Source organism: Kitasatospora sp. GP82, assembly GCF_029892105.1.
GTDB lineage: Bacteria > Actinomycetota > Actinomycetes > Streptomycetales > Streptomycetaceae > Kitasatospora.
The window spans coordinates 64,231-87,596 of the sequence record NZ_JARZAJ010000018.1 but is presented as its reverse complement, the minus strand read 5'-3'; the positions used below and the strand labels follow the sequence as shown (position 1 = coordinate 87,596).

Annotated in this window: 24 protein-coding genes; 22 read left to right on the top strand and 2 right to left on the bottom strand. The window is 70.7% G+C overall.

What is annotated here, in order from left to right; translation table 11 throughout:
• Window position 1: 1 nt before the first annotated feature.
• Genes hisB through hisF form a run of 6 tightly spaced genes read left to right on the top strand, consistent with a single transcriptional unit; the run spans window position 2 to window position 3,359 of the window.
• Entirely contained in the window at window positions 2-595 is a 594-nt protein-coding gene (gene hisB / locus P3T39_RS20550) for an imidazoleglycerol-phosphate dehydratase HisB (protein ID WP_280699870.1), read from the top strand.
• Window positions 592-744, top strand: coding sequence for a hypothetical protein (locus tag P3T39_RS20545; protein WP_280699864.1), 153 nt, complete (start codon window positions 592-594; stop codon window positions 742-744). Before hisB ends, P3T39_RS20545 begins: the two co-directional genes overlap by 4 nt.
• 17 nt (window positions 745-761) lie before the next feature.
• Window positions 762-1,397, top strand: a complete 636-nt coding sequence (hisH, locus tag P3T39_RS20540; RefSeq protein WP_280699862.1) for an imidazole glycerol phosphate synthase subunit HisH — start codon at window positions 762-764, stop codon at window positions 1,395-1,397.
• Window positions 1,398-1,435: 38 nt separating this feature from the next.
• Window positions 1,436-2,161, top strand: a complete 726-nt coding sequence (gene priA / locus P3T39_RS20535) for a bifunctional 1-(5-phosphoribosyl)-5-((5-phosphoribosylamino)methylideneamino)imidazole-4-carboxamide isomerase/phosphoribosylanthranilate isomerase PriA (protein WP_280699860.1) — start codon at window positions 1,436-1,438, stop codon at window positions 2,159-2,161.
• Window positions 2,158-2,592: a RidA family protein gene (locus tag P3T39_RS20530; RefSeq protein WP_280699857.1), complete on the top strand. Its 435-nt coding sequence runs from the start codon at window positions 2,158-2,160 to the stop codon at window positions 2,590-2,592. The genes priA and P3T39_RS20530 overlap by 4 nt, the downstream gene beginning before the upstream one ends.
• Window positions 2,589-3,359, top strand: a complete 771-nt coding sequence (hisF, locus tag P3T39_RS20525; RefSeq protein WP_280699854.1) for an imidazole glycerol phosphate synthase subunit HisF — start codon at window positions 2,589-2,591, stop codon at window positions 3,357-3,359. Before P3T39_RS20530 ends, hisF begins: the two co-directional genes overlap by 4 nt.
• Window positions 3,360-3,404: 45 nt before the next feature.
• On the opposite strand, the gene P3T39_RS20520 is transcribed toward hisF, so the two are convergent.
• Together P3T39_RS20520 and P3T39_RS20515 are read right to left on the bottom strand one after the other, a co-directional pair.
• Window positions 3,405-4,049 (bottom strand): TIGR03085 family metal-binding protein, encoded by a 645-nt coding sequence (locus P3T39_RS20520; protein WP_280699852.1) that lies wholly within the window; start codon window positions 4,047-4,049, stop codon window positions 3,405-3,407.
• Between the two features lie 28 nt (window positions 4,050-4,077).
• Complete coding sequence (locus P3T39_RS20515) at window positions 4,078-4,629, bottom strand: hypothetical protein (protein WP_280699850.1); 552 nt, start codon at window positions 4,627-4,629, stop codon at window positions 4,078-4,080.
• Window positions 4,630-4,794: 165 nt separating this feature from the next.
• Between P3T39_RS20515 and P3T39_RS20510 the strand changes: the two genes are divergently transcribed.
• The 16 genes from P3T39_RS20510 (at window position 4,795) to P3T39_RS20435 (ending at window position 23,286) form a co-directional block, all read left to right on the top strand.
• Window positions 4,795-5,268 (top strand): hypothetical protein, encoded by a 474-nt coding sequence (locus P3T39_RS20510; RefSeq protein WP_280699848.1) that lies wholly within the window; start codon window positions 4,795-4,797, stop codon window positions 5,266-5,268.
• A 144-nt stretch (window positions 5,269-5,412) separates the two neighbouring features.
• Window positions 5,413-5,787: a phosphoribosyl-AMP cyclohydrolase gene (hisI, locus tag P3T39_RS20505; protein WP_280699846.1), complete on the top strand. Its 375-nt coding sequence runs from the start codon at window positions 5,413-5,415 to the stop codon at window positions 5,785-5,787.
• Window positions 5,788-5,840: 53 nt separating this feature from the next.
• Window positions 5,841-7,355: an anthranilate synthase component I gene (locus tag P3T39_RS20500; protein WP_280699844.1), complete on the top strand. Its 1,515-nt coding sequence runs from the start codon at window positions 5,841-5,843 to the stop codon at window positions 7,353-7,355.
• Window positions 7,356-7,444: 89 nt separating this feature from the next.
• Entirely contained in the window at window positions 7,445-8,071 is a 627-nt protein-coding gene (locus P3T39_RS20495; protein WP_280699842.1) for a TIGR02234 family membrane protein, read from the top strand.
• A gap of 113 nt (window positions 8,072-8,184) precedes the next feature.
• A complete protein-coding gene (locus P3T39_RS20490) occupies window positions 8,185-8,439 on the top strand; it encodes an HGxxPAAW family protein (protein ID WP_280699839.1) in 255 nt (84 codons plus the stop codon).
• Between the two features lie 129 nt (window positions 8,440-8,568).
• Window positions 8,569-9,021: a DUF2752 domain-containing protein gene (locus P3T39_RS20485; protein WP_280699838.1), complete on the top strand. Its 453-nt coding sequence runs from the start codon at window positions 8,569-8,571 to the stop codon at window positions 9,019-9,021.
• A 272-nt stretch (window positions 9,022-9,293) separates the two neighbouring features.
• Complete coding sequence (trpC, locus tag P3T39_RS20480; RefSeq protein ID WP_280699834.1) at window positions 9,294-10,106, top strand: indole-3-glycerol phosphate synthase TrpC; 813 nt, start codon at window positions 9,294-9,296, stop codon at window positions 10,104-10,106.
• Window positions 10,107-10,511: 405 nt separating this feature from the next.
• Window positions 10,512-11,741, top strand: coding sequence for a tryptophan synthase subunit beta (gene trpB, locus P3T39_RS20475; RefSeq protein WP_280699832.1), 1,230 nt, complete (start codon window positions 10,512-10,514; stop codon window positions 11,739-11,741).
• Between the two features lie 2 nt (window positions 11,742-11,743).
• A complete protein-coding gene (gene trpA / locus P3T39_RS20470; protein ID WP_280699826.1) occupies window positions 11,744-12,553 on the top strand; it encodes a tryptophan synthase subunit alpha in 810 nt (269 codons plus the stop codon).
• Between the two features lie 218 nt (window positions 12,554-12,771).
• Window positions 12,772-13,023, top strand: a complete 252-nt coding sequence (locus P3T39_RS20465; protein ID WP_280699824.1) for a hypothetical protein — start codon at window positions 12,772-12,774, stop codon at window positions 13,021-13,023.
• A gap of 212 nt (window positions 13,024-13,235) precedes the next feature.
• Window positions 13,236-13,751 (top strand): MauE/DoxX family redox-associated membrane protein, encoded by a 516-nt coding sequence (locus P3T39_RS20460; protein WP_280699822.1) that lies wholly within the window; start codon window positions 13,236-13,238, stop codon window positions 13,749-13,751.
• Between the two features lie 43 nt (window positions 13,752-13,794).
• Window positions 13,795-14,652 (top strand): thioredoxin domain-containing protein, encoded by an 858-nt coding sequence (locus tag P3T39_RS20455; RefSeq protein WP_280699820.1) that lies wholly within the window; start codon window positions 13,795-13,797, stop codon window positions 14,650-14,652.
• Between the two features lie 119 nt (window positions 14,653-14,771).
• Window positions 14,772-15,707 carry a prolipoprotein diacylglyceryl transferase gene (gene lgt, locus P3T39_RS20450; protein WP_280699819.1) on the top strand — a complete coding sequence of 312 codons (936 nt, stop codon included), beginning with the start codon at window positions 14,772-14,774 and terminating at the stop codon, window positions 15,705-15,707.
• Between the two features lie 174 nt (window positions 15,708-15,881).
• Complete coding sequence (locus P3T39_RS20445) at window positions 15,882-16,625, top strand: VIT1/CCC1 transporter family protein (RefSeq protein WP_280699815.1); 744 nt, start codon at window positions 15,882-15,884, stop codon at window positions 16,623-16,625.
• 675 nt (window positions 16,626-17,300) lie between these two features.
• Entirely contained in the window at window positions 17,301-21,833 is a 4,533-nt protein-coding gene (gene gltB / locus P3T39_RS20440; RefSeq protein ID WP_280700008.1) for a glutamate synthase large subunit, read from the top strand.
• A complete protein-coding gene (locus tag P3T39_RS20435; protein WP_280699813.1) occupies window positions 21,826-23,286 on the top strand; it encodes a glutamate synthase subunit beta in 1,461 nt (486 codons plus the stop codon). Before gltB ends, P3T39_RS20435 begins: the two co-directional genes overlap by 8 nt.
• The last annotated feature ends 80 nt before the right edge of the window (window positions 23,287-23,366 follow it).

Here is a 23,366-nt window from a genome sequence, read left to right as displayed (position 1 = left end):
AATGTCCCGTATCGGCCGCGTTGAGCGCACCACCAAGGAGACCTCGGTCCTGGTCGAGATCGATCTCGACGGCACCGGAAGGACCGACATCTCCACGGGCGTCGGGTTCTACGACCACATGCTCGACCAGCTGGGCCGCCACGGTCTCTTCGACCTCACCGTGAAGACCGACGGCGACCTGCACATCGACACCCACCACACCATCGAGGACACCGCCCTCGCGCTGGGCGCCGCCTTCAAGCAGGCGCTCGGCGACAAGGTCGGCATCTACCGCTTCGGCAACTGCACCGTGCCGCTGGACGAGTCGCTCGCCCAGGTCACCGTGGACCTCTCCGGCCGCCCGTACCTGGTGCACACCGAGCCCGAGGGCATGGCGCCGATGATCGGCACCTTCGACACGACGATGACCCGGCACATACTCGAGTCCTTCGTCGCCCAGGCCCAGATCGCGCTGCACGTCCACGTCCCGTACGGGCGCAACGCCCACCACATCGTGGAGTGCCAGTTCAAGGCACTCGCCCGCGCTCTGCGGTACGCCTGCGAGCACGACCCGCGTGCGGCAGGCATTCTTCCCTCGACCAAGGGTGCGCTGTGAGCAAGTCCGCCACGCTGCTGATCATCGCCGGGCTCTTCCTGTCCGGCGGAGTGATCTCCTTCTGGAAGCAGAAGCTGCCCAAGGGCGTCATCGCCGTACTCGCCATCGGAGCCGTGCTGTGCCTCGTCTCCGGCGTCATGCGCCTCTAGAGACCCGGAAGACTGACATGTCCAAGAATGTTGTGGTGCTGGACTACGGCTCCGGCAATCTCCGCTCCGCCCAGCGCGCGGTCGAGCGCACCGGCGCCAACGTCACCGTGACCTCCGACTTCCAGCAGGCCCTGGACGCGGACGGCCTGCTCGTCCCCGGTGTCGGCGCCTTCGAAGCGTGCATGCGCGGGCTGAAGGCGGTGCGCGGCGAGCAGATCATCGGGCGTCGCCTCGCCGGTGGCCGTCCGGTGCTCGGCATCTGTGTCGGGATGCAGATCCTCTTCGAGCGCGGGGTCGAGCACGGAGTGGAGACCGCCGGCTGCGACGAGTGGCCCGGCACCGTCGAGCCGCTGGACGCGCCGATCGTTCCGCACATGGGCTGGAACACCGTGGACGCCCCCGAGGGCAGCCGGCTCTTCGCAGGGCTGGATGCCGACACCCGGTTCTACTTCGTGCACTCCTACGGGGTGCGCCGCTGGGAGCTGGAGATCACCAACGAGCGGATCAACGCCCCGCTGGTCACCTGGGCCACCCATGGGCAGCCGTTCGTCGCCGCCGTCGAGAACGGTCCGCTGTGGGCCACCCAGTTCCACCCCGAGAAGTCCGGCGACGCCGGCGCCGCCCTGCTGACCAACTGGGTCGACACGCTCTGATGAGCCAGCACCCTCCGAAGCCGCGAAAGTTGCACACGATGAGCCGCCTCGAACTCCTCCCCGCCGTCGACGTCCGCGACGGCCAGGCCGTCAGGCTGGTCAAGGGCGCCTCCGGCACCGAGACCTCCTTCGGCGAGCCGCTCGCCGCCGCACTGGCCTGGCAGAGCGCCGGTGCCGAGTGGCTGCACCTGGTCGACCTCGACGCTGCCTTCGGCACCGGCAGCAACCGCGAGCTGCTGCGCGAGGTCACCGGCGCACTCGACATCAAGGTCGAGCTCTCCGGCGGCATCCGCGACGACGAGTCGCTCGCCGCCGCCCTCGCCACCGGCTGCACCCGGGTCAACCTCGGCACCGCCGCCCTGGAGTCCCCCGAGTGGGTCGCCAAGGTCATCGCCGAGCACGGTGACAAGATCGCCGTCGGCCTGGACGTGGTCGGCACCACCCTGCGCGGCCGCGGCTGGACCCGCGACGGCGGCGACCTGTTCGAGGTGCTCGCCCGCCTCGACTCCGAGGGCTGCGCCCGCTACGTGGTCACCGACGTCAACCGCGACGGCACCCTGACCGGCCCCAACCTGGAGCTGCTGCGGAACGTCTGCGCCGCCACCGACAAGCCCGTGGTCGCCTCCGGTGGGGTGTCCTCGCTCGACGACCTGCGCGCCATCGCCACCCTGGTGCCCGAAGGTGTCGAGGGCTCGATTGTGGGCAAGGCCCTCTACGAGCAGAAGTTCACCCTCGAAGAGGCCCTGGAGGCTGTGTCCCGATGACCGAAACCCCGGCCGCGCAACGTTCGTTGAGGGTCTCCGGCGCCTCCCCCTGGGAGGATGAGTTCGGGTTCGCCCGCGCCGTCGCGGCCGGGGATTTCGTCTTCGTGGCAGGCAGCACCGCCTGGGACGACGGGATGGTCCAGCACGAGGGCGATCCGTACCACCAGACCCTCGCCGCCTTCGGGGTGGCGTTCAAGGCCCTGGCCCGGTACGGCCTTTCGGCTCAGGACGTGATCCGTACCCGGATGTACATCACCCACGTCCGGGACTCCGACGAGGTCGGCCGGGCGCACAAGACGCTCTTCGACGCGATCCGCCCGGTGGCGACCATGGTCGTGGTGGAGGGCCTGATCGACTCCCGGATGATGGTCGAGGTCGAAGTCGAGGCCCACCGTCCCGGGCTCGCAACCTCCTTGGAAGGCAAGCAGTGACCCTCGCAGTACGTGTCATCCCCTGTCTGGACGTCGACGCAGGCCGGGTGGTCAAGGGCGTCAACTTCCAGAACCTGCGCGACGCCGGTGACCCGGTCGAGATGGCCAAGCTCTACGACGCCGAGGGCGCCGACGAGTTGACCTTCCTCGACATCACCGCCTCCTCCGGCGACCGGGAGACCACCTACGACGTGGTCCGCCGCACCGCCGAGCAGGTCTTCATCCCGCTCACCGTCGGCGGCGGTATCCGCACCGTCGAGGACGTCGACAAGCTGCTGCGGGCCGGGGCCGACAAGATCGGCGTCAACACCGCCGCCATCGCCCGCCCCGAGCTGATCCGCGAGATCGCCCAGCGCTTCGGCCGCCAGGTGCTCGTCCTCTCGGTGGACGCCCGCCGCTGTCCCGAGGGCACCGAGACCGCCTCCGGCTTCGAGGTCACCACCCACGGCGGCCGCCAGGGCACCGGCCTGGACGCGGTCGAATGGGCGTGCCGCGCGGCCGAGCTGGGCGCCGGGGAGATCCTGCTCAACTCGATGGACGCGGACGGCACCAAGGACGGCTACGACCTGGAGATCATCAGGGCCGTCCGCAAGGCCGTCTCGATCCCGGTGATCGCCTCCGGCGGTGCCGGCAAGCTGGCCGACTTCGCCCCCGCCGTCGAGGCCGGAGCCGACGCCGTGCTGGCCGCCAGCGTCTTCCACTTCGGCGACCTGCGGATCGGCGAGGTCAAGAACGCCCTCCGCGAGGCCGGCCACCCGGTCCGCTAGCCCCTGCAGGGGCAAGGGCCGACCCCGAAGAGTTCGCGCTTGCCCCTAAAGGGCCCGGGGGAGGGGGAGTGCTGCGTCCAGTGCTGCCAGTGCCTGCTCGGGGCCGTCCACCCGGAGCGTGGTCCTGGCGCCGCGACCGAACGCGAAGAGCACCAGCTCTCCCGGCTCGCCGGTGAGTTCGACCAGGTCGGTGCCCTTGGGGCCGAACTCCAGGCTGCCGGTGCCCGGCCGGCGCAGCGAGAGGCGCACCGGGGTCTTGCGGGCGGCCTCCATGCGGGTGAGCATCGGCAGGCGCTTCCACAGAGCGGCGGCCAACTCCGGCGGGACGTCCAGTGGTTGCCAGTCGCTGGCTCGACGGACGTCCTCGGCGTGGACGAAGTACTCGACGGTGTTGGCCGCCTCGTCCACCCCCGGCAGCGCGAACGGGGACAGCCTCGGCGGCCCGGAGCTGAAGAGCTGCACCAACTCCTCGTAAGGGCGCGCCGCGTAGCCCTGCTGCACCTTCGCCGTCCACCCGGCCAGGGCCGCCACCCGGATCCCCGGCGCCGCATCCGCGCGCCGCTCCCGCAGCACCAGGTGCGCGGCCAGATCGCGGGTCGTCCACCCCGCGCACAGAGTCGGGGCGTCGGGGCCGGCAGCCGTCAGCAGCTCGGCCAGCCGCTGACGCTCCGTACGGGCAGGGTTCGACATGGCCACAGCCTATGCCGTCGCGGGGTGTTCACCCGTCGGCCGGGACGGCCGAGCGGAAGTGCCCGGTCGTCTTGCGGCCGTCCTGCTGGTTGCTCACCGTCATGGTGCACGTCGCGTCCCGCATGCCCTGCTGGTAGTACTTCAGATACGGCCCGATCGGAAAGCCGTAGTACGGGCCGCCACCGCCCTGCCGCTGCTCCCAGTCGGCGAGCGGCGCCTGGCACAGCTCGCGCAGGCTGCGGCCGATCGTGAGGTCGCTGGTCAGCCCCTCCGGCAGCAGGACGTCGGCGATCGCCTCGCCGTCGTGCTCCTGGGCGCACGGGCGTTCCTCGGCCTTGGTGATCACCTTGCTCAGCTGCGGATGGTCGAAGCACGTCCCCGGCAGGAAGTACGGGTACGGCAGTACCTTCGTAGGGCTGGCCGACGGACTCCGGGGCGTCGGCGTCAGAGGGGGCGGCAGTGCGACCTTCTGCCGCTCCGGCCACAGAAACAGCCCGCCCAGCGCCGCCGCCACGACCACGGCCAGCAGCGCGAGCCACCACCGCCGCCGTCCGCGGACCTGTGCGTCCGGCAGTGACATGCTCCCCATTGGTCCCTGCTCCACCTCAACCCCCTTGGCTTGCAGACATTCTGGCCGCGTGGGCGGCCGGTTGGCAGGAGATTGACAACAACGGTCGGGACGGAAGACCTCCGACACCTCCGGGTATACGCTGGCGCAGGCACGGCCCGGATCACGAGGTGTTTGATGCGAGTCGGAATCATCGGGCACGAAGGGCTCTCGGACCTCTCGGAGATGCTCGTCCGCGGTGAGATGTGGCAGTTGGTGACGGAGTACGGGGCCTACGAACTGGTCGGGGTGACCTGCCTCGCCGAGGGCCCCGAGACCTGGTTCGCGCAGTCGGTGCTCGACCACGGCGGGAAGGTCGAGGTGATCGTCCCGGCCGGTGCCGGACGGGCCGGGGCCTTCAACGGGCCTGGCAGCAGCCGCACCGGACGGCGGTTGCTCAACGAGGCCAACGCCGTCCACCGGCTGGCCCCCGTCGAGGTCGGCGGCCTCGGGGACGACACCTGCCGGGCGCTGGTCGGGATGGTCGACGAACTGATCGCGGTCTGGGACGGCCGGCCCGGCAGCGAAGCCGCGCGGGTGGTCGAAGCGGCGCAGCGCGCGGGCCTGTTCGTCCAGGTGATCTGGCCGGACGGCTGCGAAAGCCCGGCGTAGGCCGGGCAACCCCTCCGGGACGGGTGCGAACCCTTCAGGGCAAGCGTGAGCTTTTCAGGGCCCCGCGCCCCTTATGGGTTCATGCCTGCCCGCAGGGGTCCGCGCCTGCCCCTGAGGGGTTCGCTGAGCTGAGACAATGGCCGTATGTCCACCTCACCCGCCGCCCCCGGCAGCACCGCTCTGGCCGCCGACATCGCAGCCCGCCTCAAGCGCACCCCCGACGGCCTGCTCCCCGCCATCGCCCAGCAGTACGACACCGGCGAGGTGCTGATGCTCGGCTGGATGGACGACGAGGCGCTGCACCGCACCCTCACCACGGGACGCTGCACGTACTGGAGCCGCAGCCGTCAGGAGTACTGGGTCAAGGGTGACACCTCCGGCCACTTCCAGCACGTCAAGTCCGTTGCGCTGGACTGCGATGCCGACACCCTGCTGGTGCAGGTCGACCAGGTCGGTGCGGCCTGCCACACCGGCACGCGCACCTGCTTCGACACCGACGTCCTGCCGCTCGCTCGCTAATCTTTCCCCGATCCTTCGTCGTCCGACCCTGCTCACGAACGGTGCCGAACCCCATGGACCTTGAGCTCTTCCGCAAGCTCGCCGTAGACACCCGGGTCATCCCGGTCACCCGCCGGCTCCTCGCGGACGGGCTCACGCCGATCGGGCTGTACCGCAGCCTGGCCGCCGAGCGCCCCGGTACCTTCCTGCTGGAATCGGCGGAGCAGGGCCGGAGTTGGTCCCGGTACTCCTTCGTCGGTGTGCGCAGTGCCGCCGCGCTCACCGCGGACCAGGACGGCAACGCCCGCTGGCACGGCACCCCGCCGGTCGGCATCCCCACCAGCGGTGACCCGCTGGAGGTGCTGCGGGCCGCGCTCGCCGCGCTGCACACGCCCCGCTCCGCCGACGACGGCCTGCCGCCGCTGACCGGCGGCCTGGTCGGCTACCTCGGCTACGACATCGTCCGCCGCCTGGAGAAGCTGCCCAACCGCACCCCGGACGACCTGAAGCTCCCCGAGCTCACCATGCTGCTCACCACCGACCTGGCGGTGCTCGACCACTGGGACGGCTCGGTGGTGCTGATCGCCAACGCGGTCAACCACAACGACCTGGCCAGCGGCGTGGACGAGGCCTACGCGGACGCCGTCGCGCGGCTCGACGCGATGGAGGCCGATCTGCTCAGGCCGGTCGCCTCCGGCCTTGCCACCTTCACCCCGACCGCCGTCGACGCCCACTCGCCGTTCGGCGGCGAGCCGTACGGCGAGGCAGTGGAGGAGATCAAGGAGCGGATCCGGGCCGGTGAGGCGTTCCAGGTGGTCGTCTCCCAGCGCTTCGAGGCGCCCTGCCCGGCCGCCGCGCTCGACGTCTACCGGGTGCTGCGCACCACAAACCCCAGCCCGTACATGTACCTCTTCCGCTTCCCCGGCCCCGACGGCACCGAGCAGGGCGGCTTCGACGTGGTCGGCTCCAGTCCCGAGGCGCTGGTCAAGGTGACCGACGGCGAGGCGCTGCTGCACCCGATCGCCGGGACGCGGCACCGCGGCGCCACCCCGCACGAGGACGCCGAGCTGGCCGCCGAGCTGCTCGCCGACCCGAAGGAGCGGGCCGAGCACCTGATGCTGGTCGACCTCGGCCGCAACGACCTCGGGCGGGTCTGCGAGCCGGGCAGCGTCGAGGTGGTCGACTTCATGGCGATCGAGCGCTACAGCCACGTCATGCACATCGTCTCCACCGTCACCGGCAAGGTGGCCGAGGGGAAGACCGCCTTCGACGTGCTCACCGCCTGCTTCCCGGCCGGGACGCTCTCGGGTGCCCCCAAGCCCCGGGCGATGCAGATCATCGAGGAGCTGGAGCCCACCCGCCGCGGCCTGTACGGCGGTTGCGTCGGCTACCTCGACTTCGCGGGCGACTCCGACACCGCGATCGCGATCCGCACCGCCGTCCTGCGCGACGGCACCGCCTACGTCCAGGCCGGCGCGGGCGTGGTCGCCGACTCCACCCCGGAGGGCGAGGACACCGAGTGCCGCAACAAGGCCGCCGCCGTCCTGCGCGCCATCGCCACGGCCAACACGCTGCGTACGCCGCGTTGAGCGGGCCGCAGGCCGGTGACCGGACACGGGCGAGTTCCCGGAGGACCCCGCCCGACCGGAGCCGGTGAGCGGTCAGGGATAGTGGACGGGTGAGTGCTACTACATCGCCCGAGCCTGCCGAGTCCGTCCCCGCCGAGCGCAAGGGCGGGCGGCGCAGCCTTGGGCTGATGCTGTCGCTGACCGCGCTGGGGGCCGTTCTGGTGCTGACCGCCGTGGGGCGGACCTGGGCCGAGGGCACGCTTCCGGCGAAGATGGAGATCTCGGTCACCGGCAGTGCGATCTCGGGTCTGCCCAGCGGACTGACGCTGGCGGCGATGGCCGCTGCCGTGGCGGTGTTCGCCGTCCGGGGGGGCGGGCGGATCGTGGTCGGGCTGCTGGCGACGCTGGCCGGGCTCGGAGTGGCGATCGGCTCCGCGCTCGGTGCCCGGGACACCTCCGCACTGGATGCGGAGGCGGCCCGCAAGCTGGCGCTGGTGAGCGCGCAGGCCGGGTCTCCTGGTCACACCGCCTGGCCCTGGGTGGCCCTGGTCGGTGGTGTGCTGCTGGCGCTGGCCGGGCTGCTGACCGTACGGTCCGGGCGGCACTGGCCCGCGATGGGGGCCCGCTACGAGGCCCCGGCCGGGAAGGCGAAGGCCGGGCGCAGGCCGCCGCAGGCCGCCGGGACACCGGCCGAGCTGTGGCAGGCGCTCGACCGTGGCGAGGATCCCACCGGCTGATTCCCGCCCCCGCTTGGGTCCGTCGATTCGGGCCCGGCACAATGGATGACGTCAACCCGCCGGGCCGCCTGGGCAATCCGGACGGGCCCCGGAGATTTCAAGGAGCACCATCAATGTCGGCAGCAGCGCACGGCCACACTCCCGCCGCCTGGACCGGCGTGACCATCGCCTTCCTCGGTTTCACGGTCAGCGGCGTCGCCATGATCCTCCCCAACGTCCTGCTGGTGTGGGTCGGCCTGGCGGTTGTTCTGCTCGGCGGCGTGGTCGGCAAGGCGATGTCGATGGCGGGCATGGGCCGGCGGCCCGGCGACCACCTGCACAAGGCGCACGCCGAGGAGCCGACTCCGGTCTCCGTCCCCGTGTCCTGAGTGTCCTGACACCGGGCAGCGGACAGCAGTACCGAACGGCGGGCGCACCACGCCCGCCGTTCGCGCTTGTGCGGGTTCTCCCTTCGCGCCTCGGGTGAACGGCGGCGCCCGCACGGCAGAATCGACGGGGTGAACGCGACTTCTGCGGAGCCCGAGCCGTCCGTACCGCAGCCGTCCCTGGTGCGGCGGGTGAGCCGACCACTGGCCGCTCTGGTGGCCGTCGGTCTCCCGACGCTGTACGTCGCGGCCGTGGATCCGAACTCACCGGGCCACTACCCGGCCTGTCCGGTGCTCCAGGCGACCGGCTGGTGGTGTCCGGGCTGTGGCGGTCTGCGCTGTGTGCACGCGCTGACCCGGGGGGATCTGACCACGGCGGGCCACGACAATCTGCTGGTGCTGCTCCTGGCGGGGCTCCTGGGGGTGCTCTGGCTGCGCTGGAGCTGGGCCGCGCTGACGGGGGGCCGGGCACCGCGGTTCGGCATCGGCCTGCGCGGGGCGGTTCTCCTGACCCTGGTTCTCGTACTTTTCATGGTCGTGCGTAATCTGCCGATCGGTGCCGGGTTGGCCCCGCCGCTGGTCTGAGACCGGCTCGGAGCGGCCCGGACCGACCCCGCTGAGCAGCGCGGACGGCGCGCAAGCCGGTCCGCTCCGCGAGACGCACGCCGGACTGATGCAGTTCGCGCCCCCTGCGCCCGATACCATCGAAGAGCCGATGGAGTCGGATGTGCACAGGATCCTCACCGCTGTGTGCGGATCGAACCCACGGCCTTGACTGGATCTGCCAGGCCGGAGGACCATCCGTCCACCGGCGCCGGCTGGCCGAATGCCTAGCGAAGAATGATGGGGGCGCCCGCGTGAGTGTGCTCGACGAGATCATCGACGGGGTCCGGCAGGACCTTGCCGAGCGACAGGCCCGGGTCTCCCTGGACGAGCTCAAGGAGCTGGCTGCCAAGGCGCCCGATGCCAAGGACGGCGTGGCCGCGCTGCGTGGCGACGGCGTGCGGGTGATCTGCGAGGTCAAGCGCTCCAGCCCCTCCAAGGGTGCGCTGGCGGCGATCGCCGACCCGGCCGCCCTGGCGCTTGACTATGCGGCGGGCGGTGCGGCCGCGATCAGCGTGCTGACCGAGCAGCGCCGCTTCGGGGGTTCCCTCGCCGACCTGGACGCCGTCCGGGCCGCGGTGGACACCCCGATCCTCCGTAAGGACTTCATCGTCACCGCCTACCAGCTCTGGGAGGCCCGCGCCCACGGCGCCGACCTCGCCCTGCTGATCGTGGCGGCCCTGGACCAGCCGGCTCTGGTCTCGCTCATCGAGCGGGCCGAGTCGATCGGGCTGACCCCGCTGGTCGAGGTGCACGACGAGGAGGAGATCGCCCGCGCGGTGGACGCCGGGGCGAGGATCATCGGTGTCAATGCGCGCAACCTCAAGACCCTCGAGGTGGACCGCAACACCTTCGGCAACGTGGTGGACTCGATCCCGGACCACATCGTCAAGGTGGCCGAGTCCGGCGTCCGCGGTCCGCACGACCTGATCGCCTACGCCAACCTGGGGGCGGACGCGGTCCTGGTCGGCGAGTCCCTGGTGACCGGCAAGGACCCGAAGACGGCCGTGGCCGACCTGGTCGCGGCCGGTGCCCACCCGGCACTGCGCAACAACGGGCGGGGCTGACCCGCCACCATGTCACTCTGCACCCGTCCGGGCCCTGTCCGGCTGACCTTGTCGGCTGTGACACCTGCGGCTGACGCCGCGGGGCGCGCGGCGTTGGGCGCCCGGCTGGGCGTGCGACCGGACGGGCCTCGTACCGGGTCGCACCCGGGCGATCCGGTCGTGCGTCCAGGCCGTATGCCCGGCGTCGCGCGCCCGGCAAGATCAGCCGGACAGGGCCCGGCTCCCGGTTGCCGCCCGCGCGGCTGCCGGGCGCCCGCGCGTCGGGTACTGGGGCGGCGGGTGCGGTATGTGATCGGCTGCGAGCCCGGGCAGGTGCAGGGCCGTCGATGGCGCGGCGGGCAGGGCTGACCACAGCCTCCCGCTCGTTCGTCATCGACAGCCACCACCACACAAGGACGTCAACCCATGTCCGAGAACGACTACCTGCCAGGCGCCCAAGTTCCCGACGCCCGCGGCTACTTCGGCGCGTACGGCGGCCGCTTCATCCCGGAGGCGCTGGTCGCCGCCGTCGAGCAGGTCGCCGAGGAGTACGAGAAGGCCAAGACCGACCCGGCCTTCGCCGCCGAGCTGGACGGCCTGCTCAAGGACTACACCGGCCGCCCCAGCCCGCTCACCGATGTCCGCCGCTTCTCCGCCGAGGCGGGCGGCGCGCGCGTCCTGCTCAAGCGCGAGGACCTCAACCACACCGGCTCGCACAAGATCAACAACGTGCTGGGCCAGGCGCTGCTCACCAAGCGGATGGGCAAGACCCGGATCATCGCCGAGACCGGCGCCGGCCAGCACGGGGTGGCCACCGCCACCGCCTGCGCGCTCTTCGGCTTCGACTGCACCATCTACATGGGCGAGGTCGACACCCAGCGCCAGGCGCTGAACGTCGCCCGGATGCGGATGCTCGGCGCCGAGGTCATCGCGGTGAAGTCCGGCAGCCGCACCCTCAAGGACGCCATCAACGAGGCGTTCCGCGACTGGGTCGCCAACGTGGACTCCACCCACTACCTGTTCGGCACGGTGGCGGGCCCGCACCCCTTCCCGATGATGGTCCGCGACTTCCACCGGGTGATCGGGGTCGAGGCCAGGCAGCAGGTGCTCGACCGGACGGGCCGGCTGCCGGACGCGGTCGTCGCCTGTGTCGGCGGCGGCTCCAACGCGATGGGCATCTTCCACGAGTTCATCCCGGACGCCGGTGTCCGCCTGATCGGCTGCGAGGCGGCCGGTGAGGGCGCCGAGACCCCCAGGCACGCCGCCACCCTGACCAAGGGCGACCCGGGTGTGCTGCACGGCTCGCGCACCTACGTCCTGCAGGACGAGGACGGCCAGACCATCGAGAGCCACTCCATCTCGGCCGGTCTCGACTACCCCGGTGTCGGCCCGGAGCACGCCTGGCTGAAGGACACCGGCCGCGCCGAGTACCGTCCGGTCACCGACGACCAGGCGATGCAGGCGCTGCGCCTGCTGTCGCGCACCGAGGGCATCATCCCGGCCATCGAGAGCGCCCACGCGCTGGCCGGCGCGCTGGAGCTGGGCCGCGAGCTCGGCCCGGAGGCCACCATCCTGGTCTCGCTCTCCGGGCGCGGCGACAAGGACATGCACACCGCCGCCGAGTACTTCGGTCTCTACGACAGCGAGGGCAAGTGACCATGGCTTCGAAGCTCAGTGAGGTCCTGGCCGCTGCCAAGGCCGAGAACCGTGCCGCGCTGATCGGCTACCTCCCGGCCGGGTTCCCGACCGTCGAGGGCGGCATCGAGGCCGTGAACGCCCTGGTCGAGGGCGGCTGCGACATCGTCGAGATCGGCCTGCCGCACTCCGACCCGGTGCTGGACGGCGCGACCATCCAGACCGCCGACGACATCGCGCTGCGCGGGGGCGTCCGGATCAAGGACGTGCTGCACACCGTCGCCGAGGTGGCCGCCGCCCACCCCGAGGCCGCGGTACTGGTGATGACGTACTGGAACCCGGTCGACCGCTACGGCGTGGCGCGTTTCGCCGCCGACCTGGCCGCCGCCGGGGGAGCGGGCTGCATCCTGCCGGACCTCCCGGTCGAGGAGTCCGAGGAGTGGCGCAAGGCCGCCGGGGAGCACGGCCTGGACACCGTCTTCGTGGTCGCCCCCAGCAGCAAGGACCACCGCCTGGCCGAGGTCACGGCCGCCGGTTCCGGCTTCGTCTACGCCGCCGCGGTGATGGGTGTGACCGGCACCCGGGCCCAGGTCGGCAACCTGGCCGAGGACCTGGTCGCCCGTACCCGGGCCACCACCGAGCTGCCGGTCTGCGTCGGCCTCGGCGTCTCCACCCCCGCGCAGGCGGCCGAGGTGGCCTCCTTCGCCGACGGCGTGATCGTCGGCTCCGCCTTCGTCCAGCGCATCCTGGACGCCGACGGCGACCAGGCCGCCGCGCTGGCTGCGGTCCGTACGCTCGCCGGTGAGCTCGCCGAGGGCGTCCGCCGCCGCTGACGGACTCCGCCTCGACGGCCCGTCACCTCTTCGGAGGTGGCGGGCCGTCGTGCATCCGTAAGCCGATGAACCCGTACGGGTGAAGAGTGGGCCTCTGTCGCACCGGTGGGGATTGACCGGCGTTGAGTGGAGGGATGACTCTGCGGTGCCGATCGCCCCATGTGGTTCGTTCACTGTTGAACATCTGTGACCGAATCCTTCTGTGAGGGAGCAACCCTGTGCCCTGCCTCCAGCGCGCCGTACTCCTACGGGCCGCCGCCGCCGCGCTGGCGCTCTGTGCGGCCCTCGGTGCGGAGGCCGCCGTCGGGCACGCCCTGGCGGCGCGGGGCGCGGAGCGTGCCGAGCGGGACGCGTACATCTGCAACGAGGCGGCCCGGCTGGCCACGGCGACGGACGCCTCCCGTTCGCAGGCCGACGGACGGCCGCCGCTGGCCGGGGTGGCGGTCAGGGCCGCGCGCTGCGGGCGCTGAGGCCCCTGTACGGCCGGAGGGGATGCGGGTCTTCGCGTGGTGTCTGGTCGTCCGCGCCCCTCGGGGCTTCCCGATCGGGTGAGCGAACAGATCGGACATCCATCTCTAGATGTCACTCATTCGGCGTAACGCGCGAATGTGGAGGAATCATCACCCATCCCCTACGGTTCATCAGGAAGCGTGAGTGGGAGCGGAATCGAGGGGGAGACCCGATGGCCAGTCAGCAGATGGCCGAGCCGCACGCCGGCCCGGCGCTGCGCCGCGCGGTGGAGGGGTCGACGGCCCAGTGGTTCGGCCTCGCGGTCCGAATCGCGCTCGTGGTGGTCTGGGGCTGGGCCGGGCTGGCGAAGATCTCCGACCCGGCCGAGGCGGCCCAGGCCGTCCGGGCCTACGAGATCCTGCCGGAGTCCCTGGTCAAGCCGATCGGCTACGGGCTGCCCTTCCTGGAGCTGGCCCTGGCCCTGCTGCTGCTGATCGGCCTGGGTGTGCGGATCGTCGCGGTCATCTCCGCCCTGCTGCTGTTCACCTTCGTCGCCGGGATCGGCTCCGCCTGGGCGCGTGGGATCTCGATCGACTGCGGCTGCTTCGGCGGCGGCGGGGCGGTCGACGCCTCCAAGACCGAGTACCTGCAGGAGATCCTGCGCGACTGCGGGTTCCTGCTGCTCGTTTCCTGGCTGGTGTTCCGGCCGCACACCAGGCTCTCGGCCGACGCCTGGCTGGCCGCCTAGCCACCCATCGACCGACAACCGACCCATTTTGGACACAGCACGTATGAGCGAGAAGAACCGAGAAGGCAAGCGCAGCGCCCGCGAGAAGATGCTGGAGGCGCGTGCGAGCGATGAGACACGCGCCAAGCGCAACAAGAAGCTGGGCGTGATCGGCGGGGTTGCGGCGGTCATCGCCGTCGCCGTGGTGGTCGGTGTCGTGGTGCAGAACCAGCGCTCCAAGCCGGAGACCCCGGTCGCCGCCCCGGTCGGGGCGGTCGCCGACAAGAACCTGGTGATCCCGTCGGGGCCGGCCAACGCGCCCTCGGTGCTCACCGTCTACGAGGACCCGCGCTGCCCGGCCTGCGGTGCCTTCGAGCGCCAGTTGTCGCCCACGGTCGACCAGTTGGAGGACCAGGGCAAGCTCTACGTCAACTACCACCTCGTCTCGTTCATCGACCGCTCGCTCAGCGGCAAGGGGTCCAAGTACGGCGCCAACGCGCTGGCCTGCGCCCAGGATGCGGGTCACTTCCGCGACTACCACGATGTGCTCTACCGCAACCAGCCGGAGGAGACCTCCGACTCCTTCGGCAACAACGCGACGCTGCTCAGCCTGGCCAAGCAGGTCAACGGCCTGGACTCGCCGACCTTCGAGAGCTGCGTCAACGACAACAGGTACGGCGGCTGGGTCTCCTCCGTCCAGCAGGACTTCGACAAGTCCGGCTACAAGTCCACCCCGACGGTGCTGCTCAACGGCAAGCCGATCTACCCGAAGAACGGTGAGGAGCAGATCTCCCCGGAGAACCTGGTCAAGTGGGTCGACGCGGCCAACCAGGGCAAGCCGCTGGGCACTACCGGCCCCGGCAAGGAGAGCCCGGCCCCGAGCAGCACCGCCGCCGAGAGCAACACCCCGCCCTCGCCGTAGGAGGGACGTCACCGCCGGGCCGGGGCGCCCGGAGGGAAGAAGGAGGGGGGACTGTTCGAAAGCTGTGACCCCGTCCGGTGCCGAGGTACCGGGCGGGACACGGTAGCGTCGAGGTTGCCATGGAAATCGCTTACATCCCGAGCCCGTCGCGGGGCGTCCTGTATCTCGGACCCGTACCGCTTCGCGCCTACGCCTTCTGCATCATCATCGGTGTCGTCGTGGCCGTGTGGCTCGGCAGCAAGCGCTGGGTCGCCCGCGGCGGCGCCAAGCACACCGTCGGTGACATCGCTGTCTGGGCCGTCCCCTTCGGTCTGGTCGGCGGCCGCCTGTACCACGTGATCACCGATCACCAGCTGTACTTCGGCAACGGCATGAACCCCTGGAACGCCTTCAAGATCTGGGAGGGCGGCCTGGGGATCTGGGGTGCCATCGCGCTCGGCGCGGTCGGTGCCTGGATCGGGGCACGCCGCAGGGGCGTGCCACTGCCCGCGTACGCCGACGCCATCGCGCCCGGTATCGCGCTCGCCCAGGCCTGTGGCCGCTGGGGCAACTGGTTCAACCAGGAGCTCTACGGCAAGCCGACCACCCTGCCGTGGGGCCTGAAGATCCACAAGGTGATGCCGGACGGCACGGTGGTGGACGGTGTCTTCCACCCGACCTTCCTCTACGAGTCGCTGTGGTGCATCGGTGTCGCGCTGCTGGTGATCTGGGCCGACCGCCGCTTCACCCTCGGCCACGGCCGGGCCTTCGCGGTGTACGTCGCCGCGTACACGGTGGGCCGGTTCTGGATCGAGTACCTGCGGATCGACGAGGCGCACCACTTCCTCGGCCTGCGGCTCAACGACTGGACGTCGATCGTCGTCTTCCTCGGCGCCGTCGCCTACCTGGTGATCGTCGGGAGGAAGCGCCCGGGCCGGGAGGCGCCGGACTCGATCGACCCTGCGGCCAGGATCGAGGAGCTGACCGAGTCCACGGGGGACAGCGTCCCCTCGCCCAGTCCGGCCCCCGCAGAAGAGAAGCCGGTGGTAGAAAAGAAGCCGGGCGACCCATCCTGACCTGCGGATCCACTGTTCCCCGGCCGCCTGCCACCGCCTCGGCGGCAGGCGGCCGGAGCGCTGTTCGGACAGCCTTACTTTCCTAGAATCTGTCTAAGTTTCGGACTAGTTTAGGGAGGGTGAGGCCCCCGGGTGCGCCCGGGGGAGAAGTGTTCGAACGGAGGCCGAAAGACCATGACCGCGACGATCGCCCAGCCCGAACTGGACGAGCAGCCCAAGCCGCGCATACCGGCCGACGGCCACCATCGCGATGTCAACGGCGGCTGGCTCCGCCCGGCCGTGTTCGGTGCGATGGACGGGCTGGTCTCCAACTTCGCCCTGATGACCGGTGTGGTCGGCGGAGCCGTCAGCAGCAGCACGGTGGTGCTCACCGGCCTCGCCGGCCTGGCCGCGGGTGCCTGCTCGATGGCCGCCGGTGAGTACACCTCGGTGGCCTCCCAGCGGGAGCTGGTCGAGGCCGAGATCGAGGCCGAACGCCTGGAGCTCAGCCGCAACCCGCACGGAGAGCTGGCCGAGCTGACGCAGCTGTACGTCTCGCGCGGCGTCGAGCCGGAGCTGGCCCGCGAGGTCGCCCGGCAGCTCTCGACGGACCCGGACCAGACGCTGGAGATCCACGCCCGCGAGGAGCTCGGCGTGGACCCGCACGACCTGCCCTCGCCGCTGGTCGCGGCCGGTTCCTCCTTCCTCTGCTTCGCGCTGGGTGCGCTGCTCCCGCTGCTGCCCTACCTGCTGGGCGCGACCTCGCTGGTGCCCGCGCTGGTGCTCTCGCTGTTGGGCCTGTTCCTCTGCGGTGCGGTGGTCGCCCGGGTGACGGCCCGCAGCTGGTGGTTCAGCGGCGTGCGCCAGCTGCTGCTGGGTGCTGTGGCGGCCGGGGTGACCTACCTGCTCGGTGCGCTGATCGGCGGCCACGTCGGCTGACCCGGGGCCCTTCGGGCACGAGTCTCTTCAGTCTCTTCGGGGCGCGGGGAACTGCGCGACCAGCCCTCCACGGAGGTGCACGGTCGCTCGCGCAGTTCCCCGCGCCTCTGGGCTTGTCGGCCCACCAGGCATCGGCCCACTCGGGTGGGTTCGCGTGTTTGTACAGGGCGTCGTATGGATATCCCCTCGGTTGCGTGACGTTCCACACATGGGTTGGATGCCACGGCCTGGCCTAACCTCGCCGACGAGCGCGCTGAACCGCAGATTCATGCCCGCCGGTCGTCCGCCGGAGATGGATTCGCAGGCGAGGCCGTTCTCGATATGTGGACAGGGGATTTCGCCACTGTTTCGGGTCGGGTGCCTCCGGGCACACTGGTGGCAGCGTGCGGACAGGCGTTCGTCTCTCCCCGCCTCGGCCACCAGTGGGAAACACCCTCTGAAGTGGGCCTTCTGTCCGCGATGTGGACGCGATATTCCACGTCCCGGGATTTTCGGCATCATGTAACCTGCACGAAATCGCATCAGGGCCAACGTCGTCCCTATTGCACAGAGCACTTGCCAATGACGACGACGGGAGAGCCGATGCTGTCTGCATCCATGCACTCCGCCAACGAGCCCGCGCAGCCGACCCGGCCGTACGCGCTCGTTCCGGATGCGCGCCCCACAGCCCAGGGTCTGTACGACCCGCGCAACGAGCACGACGCCTGCGGTGTCGGCTTCGTCGCCACGCTGACCGGCATCGCCGACCACACCATCGTCGAGCAGGCGCTGACCGTCCTGCGCAACCTGGAGCACCGGGGTGCCACCGGCGCCGAGCCGGACTCCGGTGACGGCGCGGGCATCCTGACCCAGATCCCGGACGCCTTCCTGCGCTCCAAGGTCTCCTTCGAGCTTCCCGCCGCCGGTTCCTACGCCGTCGGCATCGCCTTCCTCCCCGACGAGGACGAGGCGGACCTCGCCGCCGTCGCCAGAATCCAGGCCATTGCGGCGGAGGAGGGCCTCACCATCCTCGGCTGGCGCGGCGTCCCCGTCGCCCCCGACCTGCTCGGCGCCACCGCGCGAAGCGTGATGCCGCGGTTCCGCCAGCTGTTCGTCACCCATGGCGAGAAGGCCGGCATCGAGCTGGACCGGATCGCCTTCGTGGTCCGCAAGCGCGCCGAGCGTGAGGCCGGGGTGTACTTCCCCTCGCTCTCCGCCCGCACCATCGTCTACAAGGGCATGCTGACCACCGGCCAGCTGGAACCCTTCTTCCCCGACCTGTCGGACCGGCTCTACGCCTCCGCCATCGGCCTGGTGCACTCGCGCTTCTCCACCAACACCTTCCCGAGCTGGCCGCTCGCCCACCCCTACCGCTTCGTCGCGCACAACGGCGAGATCAACACGGTCAAGGGCAACCGCAACTGGATGACGGCCCGCGAGTCCCAGCTGGCCACCGAGCTCATCCCCGCCGGCCTCGACGGGCAGGGTCTGGAGCGGATCTTCCCGATCTGCACCCCGGACCACTCCGACTCGGCGTCCTTCGACGAGGTCCTGGAGCTGCTCCACCTCGGCGGCCGCTCGCTGCCCCACTCGGTGCTGATGATGATCCCGGAGGCGTGGGAGAACCACGCCACCATGGACCCGGCCCGGCGCGCCTTCTACCAGTACCACTCCAACCTGATGGAGCCCTGGGACGGACCGGCCTGCGTCACCTTCACCGACGGCACCCAGATCGGCGCCGTGCTGGACCGCAACGGCCTGCGGCCCGCCCGCTACTGGATCACCGAGGACGGCCTGGTCGTCCTCTCCTCCGAGGTCGGCGTCCTGGACATCGACCAGGAGAAGGTCGCCAGGAAGGGCCGTCTGCAGCCGGGCAAGATGTTCCTCATCGACACGGCCGAGGGCCGCATCGTCGAGGACGAGGAGATCAAGTCCCAGCTCGCCGCCGAGAACCCGTACGAGGAGTGGGTCGCCGCCGGGCAGATCCAGCTCGCCAAGCTTCCCGAGCGCGAGCACATCCACCACACCCACGCCTCGGTGACGCGCCGCCAGCAGACCTTCGGCTACACCGAGGAGGAGCTGCGGGTCATCCTCGCGCCGATGGCCAGGACCGGTGGCGAGGCGCTCGGTTCGATGGGCACCGACTCGCCGATCGCCGCGCTCTCCGAGAAGCCCCGCCTGCTCTTCGACTACTTCGTCCAGCTCTTCGCGCAGGTCACCAACCCGCCGCTGGACGCCATCCGCGAGGAACTGGTCACCTCGCTGCTGAGCAACCTCGGCCCCGAGGGCAACCTGCTCGACGCCTCGCCCGCGCACTGCCGCTCGGTCGGCATCACCTTCCCGGTGATCGACAACGACGAGCTGGCCAAGCTGATCCACATCAACGCCGACGGCGACCAGCCCGGCCTCAAGGCCGTCACGCTGTCGGGCCTCTACAAGGTCGCCGCCGGCGGCGAGAGCCTGGCCGCGCGCCTTCAGGAGATCGCCGCCGAGGCCGACGCCGCGATCGCCGACGGCGCCCGTATCGTCGTCCTCTCCGACCGGCACTCGGACGCCGAGCATGCGCCGATCCCCTCGCTGCTGCTCACCTCCGCGGTCCACCACCACCTGATCCGCACCAAGCAGCGCACCCAGGTGTCGCTGGTCGTCGAGGCCGGTGACGTGCGCGAGGTGCACCATGTCGCGCTGCTCGTCGGCTACGGCGCGGGCGCGGTCAACCCGTACCTGGCCATGGAGTCCGTCGAGGACCTCGTCGCCCAGGGCGCCTATTTGAATCAGCCGGGCATCGAGGGCCTGGAGCCCGAGAAGGCCATCAGGAACCTGATCAAGGCGCTCGGCAAGGGTGTCCTGAAGGTGATGTCCAAGATGGGCATCTCGACGGTCGCCTCCTACCGCGGCGCCCAGGTCTTCGAGGCGATCGGCCTCTCCCAGGAGCTGGTGGACGCCTACTTCGCCGGGACCACCACCAAGCTCGGCGGCATCGGCCTGGACGAGATCGCCAAGGAGGTGGCCGCCCGCCACGCCAAGGCGTACCCGGCCTCCGGTATCTCCGCCGCGCACCGCGCGCTGGACATCGGCGGCGAGTACCAGTGGCGCCGTGAGGGCGAACCGCACCTGTTCGACCCGGACACCGTCTTCCGCCTCCAGCACTCGACCCGCTCGCGCCGGTACGACATCTTCAAGCAGTACACGGACCGGGTGAACGAGCAGTCGACGCGACTGATGACCCTGCGCGGTCTGTTCAAGCTGGACGGGCTCGGCCGCGCCCCGATCTCCATCGACGAGGTCGAGCCGGTCTCCGAGATCGTCAAGCGCTTCTCCACCGGCGCCATGTCCTACGGCTCCATCTCGCGCGAGGCGCACGAGACGCTGGCGATCGCGATGAACCGCCTCGGCGGCAAGTCCAACACCGGTGAGGGCGGCGAGGACCCGGACCGCCTGTACGACCCGGAGCGCCGCTCGGCGATCAAGCAGGTCGCCTCCGGCCGCTTCGGTGTCACCAGCGAGTACCTGGTCAACGCGGACGACATCCAGATCAAGATGGCCCAGGGCGCCAAGCCCGGCGAGGGCGGCCAGCTGCCCGGCCACAAGGTCTACCCGTGGGTCGCCAGGACCCGGCACTCCACCCCGGGTGTCGGCCTGATCTCCCCGCCGCCGCACCACGACATCTACTCCATCGAGGACCTGGCGCAGCTGATCCACGACCTCAAGAACGCCAACCCGGCGGCCCGCATCCATGTGAAGCTGGTCTCCGAGGTCGGTGTCGGCACGGTCGCGGCCGGTGTGTCCAAGGCACACGCGGACGTCGTCCTGGTCTCCGGTCACGACGGCGGTACCGGGGCCTCGCCGCTGACCTCGCTCAAGCACGCGGGCGGCCCCTGGGAGCTCGGCCTCGCCGAGACCCAGCAGACCCTGCTGCTCAACGGTCTGCGCGACCGGATCGTGGTCCAGACCGACGGCCAGCTGAAGACCGGCCGTGACGTGGTGATCGCCGCGCTGCTCGGCGCCGAGGAGTTCGGTTTCGCCACCGCGCCGCTCGTCGTCTCGGGCTGCATCATGATGCGCGTCTGCCACCTGGACACCTGCCCGGTCGGTGTCGCCACCCAGAACCCGGTGCTGCGCGAGCGCTTCTCCGGCAAGCCCGAATTCGTGGTCAACTTCTTCGAGTTCATCGCCGAGGAGGTCCGCGAGATCCTCGCCGAGCTGGGCTTCCGTTCGATCGAGGAGGCCGTCGGCCACGCCGAGCACATCGACGCGGCCGCCGCGGTCGACCACTGGAAGGCCGCCGGTCTCGACCTGGCCCCGCTCTTCCACGTGCCCGAGCTCCCCGAGGGCGCGGCCCTGCACAACACCACCGTGCAGGACCACTCGCTGGACAAGGCCCTCGACAACCAGCTCATCGAGCTGGCCGAGGACGCCCTGGAGCGCGGCGACGCGGTCCGCATCCAGCTGCCGATCCGCAACGTCAACCGCACGGTGGGCACCATGCTCGGCCACGAGGTGACCAAGCGGTACCGGGGCGAGGGCCTGCCGGAGGGGACGATCGACGTCACCTTCACCGGCAGCGCGGGACAGTCCTTCGGTGCGTTCGTGCCGCGCGGTATCACGCTGCGTCTTGAGGGCGACGCCAACGACTACGTCGGCAAGGGCCTCTCCGGTGGTGTGGTGATCGTCCGCCCGGCGCGCGAGGCCGCCGCCATCGGGGCCGACGCACAGAGCCACGTGATCGCGGGCAACACCATCGGCTACGGCGCCACCAGCGGCCGGATCCACCTGCGGGGCAAGGCCGGTGAGCGTTTCGCCGTCCGCAACTCCGGTGCCACCCTGGTCGTCGAGGGCGTGGGCGACCACGGCCTGGAGTACATGACCGGTGGCCGGGTCGTCGTCCTGGGCGAGACGGGCCGTAACCTGGCAGCAGGCATGTCCGGTGGTATCGCCTACGTCCTGGACCTGCGTCCGGGATGCGTCAACGACGGCATGGTGGGCATCGAGGCCCCGAGCGCCGCCGACCGCGACTGGCTGCGCGAGACAGTGCAGCAGCACTACGAGGAGACCGGCTCCACAGTCGCCGCCGAGCTCCTGGCCGACTGGGGCAGCGGGGTCTCCCGCTTCTCCAAGATCATGCCGACCGGCTACAAGGCTGTGCTCGCCGCCAAGGACGCCGCTGAGCGCGATGGACTCTCCGAGTCCGAGACCACTCGCAAGATGATGGAGGCGGCACATGGCTGACCCCAAGGGCTTCCTGACCACAGACAAGCAGCTGGCCGAGCGCCGGCCCGTGGATGTGCGGCTGCGGGACTGGAACGAGGTCTACGTCGAGCGCAGCCTGCTGCCGATCATCAGCAAGCAGGCCGGCCGCTGCATGGACTGCGGCATCCCGTTCTGCCACAACGGCTGCCCGCTCGGGAACCTCGTCCCCGAGTGGAACGACCTCGCCTACCGGGACGACTGGAAGGGCGCGATCGAGCGGCTGCACGCCACCAACAACTTCCCGGAGTTCACCGGCCGGCTGTGCCCGGCTCCGTGCGAGTCGGCGTGCGTGCTGGGGATCAACCAGGACGCGGTGACCATCAAGAACGTCGAGGTCACCATCATCGACAAGGCCTGGGACCGCGGCGGGGTCACCCCGCAGATCCCCGAGCGGCTCTCCGGCAAGACGGTGGCCGTGGTGGGCTCGGGCCCGGCGGGGCTGGCCGCCGCCCAGCAGCTCACCCGGGCCGGGCACACCGTGGTGGTGTACGAGCGCGCCGACCGCGTCGGCGGCCTGCTGCGCTACGGCATCCCCGAGTTCAAGATGGAGAAGCGCCACATCAACCGCCGTATCGAGCAGATGCGCGCGGAGGGCACCAGGTTCCGTACCGGTGTGCACGTGGGCGAGGACATCACCGGCCAGCAGCTGCGCGAGCGCTTCGACGCGGTGGTCGTTGCCGCCGGTGCTACGACAGCTCGCGATCTGCCCGTCCCCGGACGGGAGTTGAAGGGCATCCACCAGGCGATGGAGTACCTGCCGCTGGCCAACAAGGTGCAGGAGGGCGACTTCGTCGAGTCGCCGATCAGCGCCAAGGGCAAGCACGTCATCGTCATCGGCGGCGGCGACACCGGCGCGGACTGCCTCGGCACCGCGCTGCGGCAGGGCGCAGCCTCGGTCACCCAGCTGGAGATCATGCCCCGGCCGAGCGAGGACCGCCCCGCGCACCAGCCCTGGCCGACCATGCCGATGACCTACAAGGTCACCTCCGCGCACGAGGAGGGCGGTGAGCGCGTCTATGCGGTCAACACCACCCACTTCACCGGTGACGAGGACGGCAACGTCCAGGAGCTGCACCTGGTCGAGGTCGAGTTCAGGGACGGCCGCTTCGAGCCCGTTCCCGGCACCGAGCGGTCCCTCCCGGCGCAGCTGGTGACCCTGGCCATGGGCTTCACCGGTACCGATGTGAAGAACGGCCTGGTGGAGCAGCTCGGCGTGGACCTGGACGCTCGCGGTAACATCGCCAGGGACGGGAAGTTCGGTACCAGCGCGGACGGCGTGTACGTCTGTGGTGACGCCGGCCGCGGTCAGTCGCTGATCGTCTGGGCCATCGCCGAGGGTCGCTCCGCGGCCGCTGCGGTGGACAAGTACCTGGGCGGCAAGACCGCGCTGCCCGCCCCGATCCGTCCGACCGATCGCCCCCTGGTGGTCTGAGGACGGGTCGTACCCTCACCTGAACGTCGGGCTCCCCGCCCGGCTGCACCACCCGCTGCCCGCCAGAGCCGCCGGGCACA

Coding starts and splice junctions, on each gene's coding strand:
- hisB (WP_280699870.1), top strand. CDS start 2: ATGTCCCGTATCGGCCGCGTTGAGCGCACCACCAAGGAGACCTCGGTC.
- hisH (WP_280699862.1), top strand. CDS start 762: ATGTCCAAGAATGTTGTGGTGCTGGACTACGGCTCCGGCAATCTCCGC.
- priA (WP_280699860.1), top strand. CDS start 1,436: ATGAGCCGCCTCGAACTCCTCCCCGCCGTCGACGTCCGCGACGGCCAG.
- P3T39_RS20530 (WP_280699857.1), top strand. CDS start 2,158: ATGACCGAAACCCCGGCCGCGCAACGTTCGTTGAGGGTCTCCGGCGCC.
- P3T39_RS20520 (WP_280699852.1), bottom strand. CDS start 4,049: ATGTCGAACCCTGCCCGTACGGAGCGTCAGCGGCTGGCCGAGCTGCTG.
- P3T39_RS20515 (WP_280699850.1), bottom strand. CDS start 4,629: ATGTCACTGCCGGACGCACAGGTCCGCGGACGGCGGCGGTGGTGGCTC.
- P3T39_RS20510 (WP_280699848.1), top strand. CDS start 4,795: ATGCGAGTCGGAATCATCGGGCACGAAGGGCTCTCGGACCTCTCGGAG.
- hisI (WP_280699846.1), top strand. CDS start 5,413: ATGTCCACCTCACCCGCCGCCCCCGGCAGCACCGCTCTGGCCGCCGAC.
- P3T39_RS20500 (WP_280699844.1), top strand. CDS start 5,841: ATGGACCTTGAGCTCTTCCGCAAGCTCGCCGTAGACACCCGGGTCATC.
- P3T39_RS20490 (WP_280699839.1), top strand. CDS start 8,185: ATGTCGGCAGCAGCGCACGGCCACACTCCCGCCGCCTGGACCGGCGTG.
- trpB (WP_280699832.1), top strand. CDS start 10,512: ATGTCCGAGAACGACTACCTGCCAGGCGCCCAAGTTCCCGACGCCCGC.
- trpA (WP_280699826.1), top strand. CDS start 11,744: ATGGCTTCGAAGCTCAGTGAGGTCCTGGCCGCTGCCAAGGCCGAGAAC.
- P3T39_RS20460 (WP_280699822.1), top strand. CDS start 13,236: ATGGCCAGTCAGCAGATGGCCGAGCCGCACGCCGGCCCGGCGCTGCGC.
- P3T39_RS20455 (WP_280699820.1), top strand. CDS start 13,795: ATGAGCGAGAAGAACCGAGAAGGCAAGCGCAGCGCCCGCGAGAAGATG.
- lgt (WP_280699819.1), top strand. CDS start 14,772: ATGGAAATCGCTTACATCCCGAGCCCGTCGCGGGGCGTCCTGTATCTC.
- P3T39_RS20445 (WP_280699815.1), top strand. CDS start 15,882: ATGACCGCGACGATCGCCCAGCCCGAACTGGACGAGCAGCCCAAGCCG.
- P3T39_RS20435 (WP_280699813.1), top strand. CDS start 21,826: ATGGCTGACCCCAAGGGCTTCCTGACCACAGACAAGCAGCTGGCCGAG.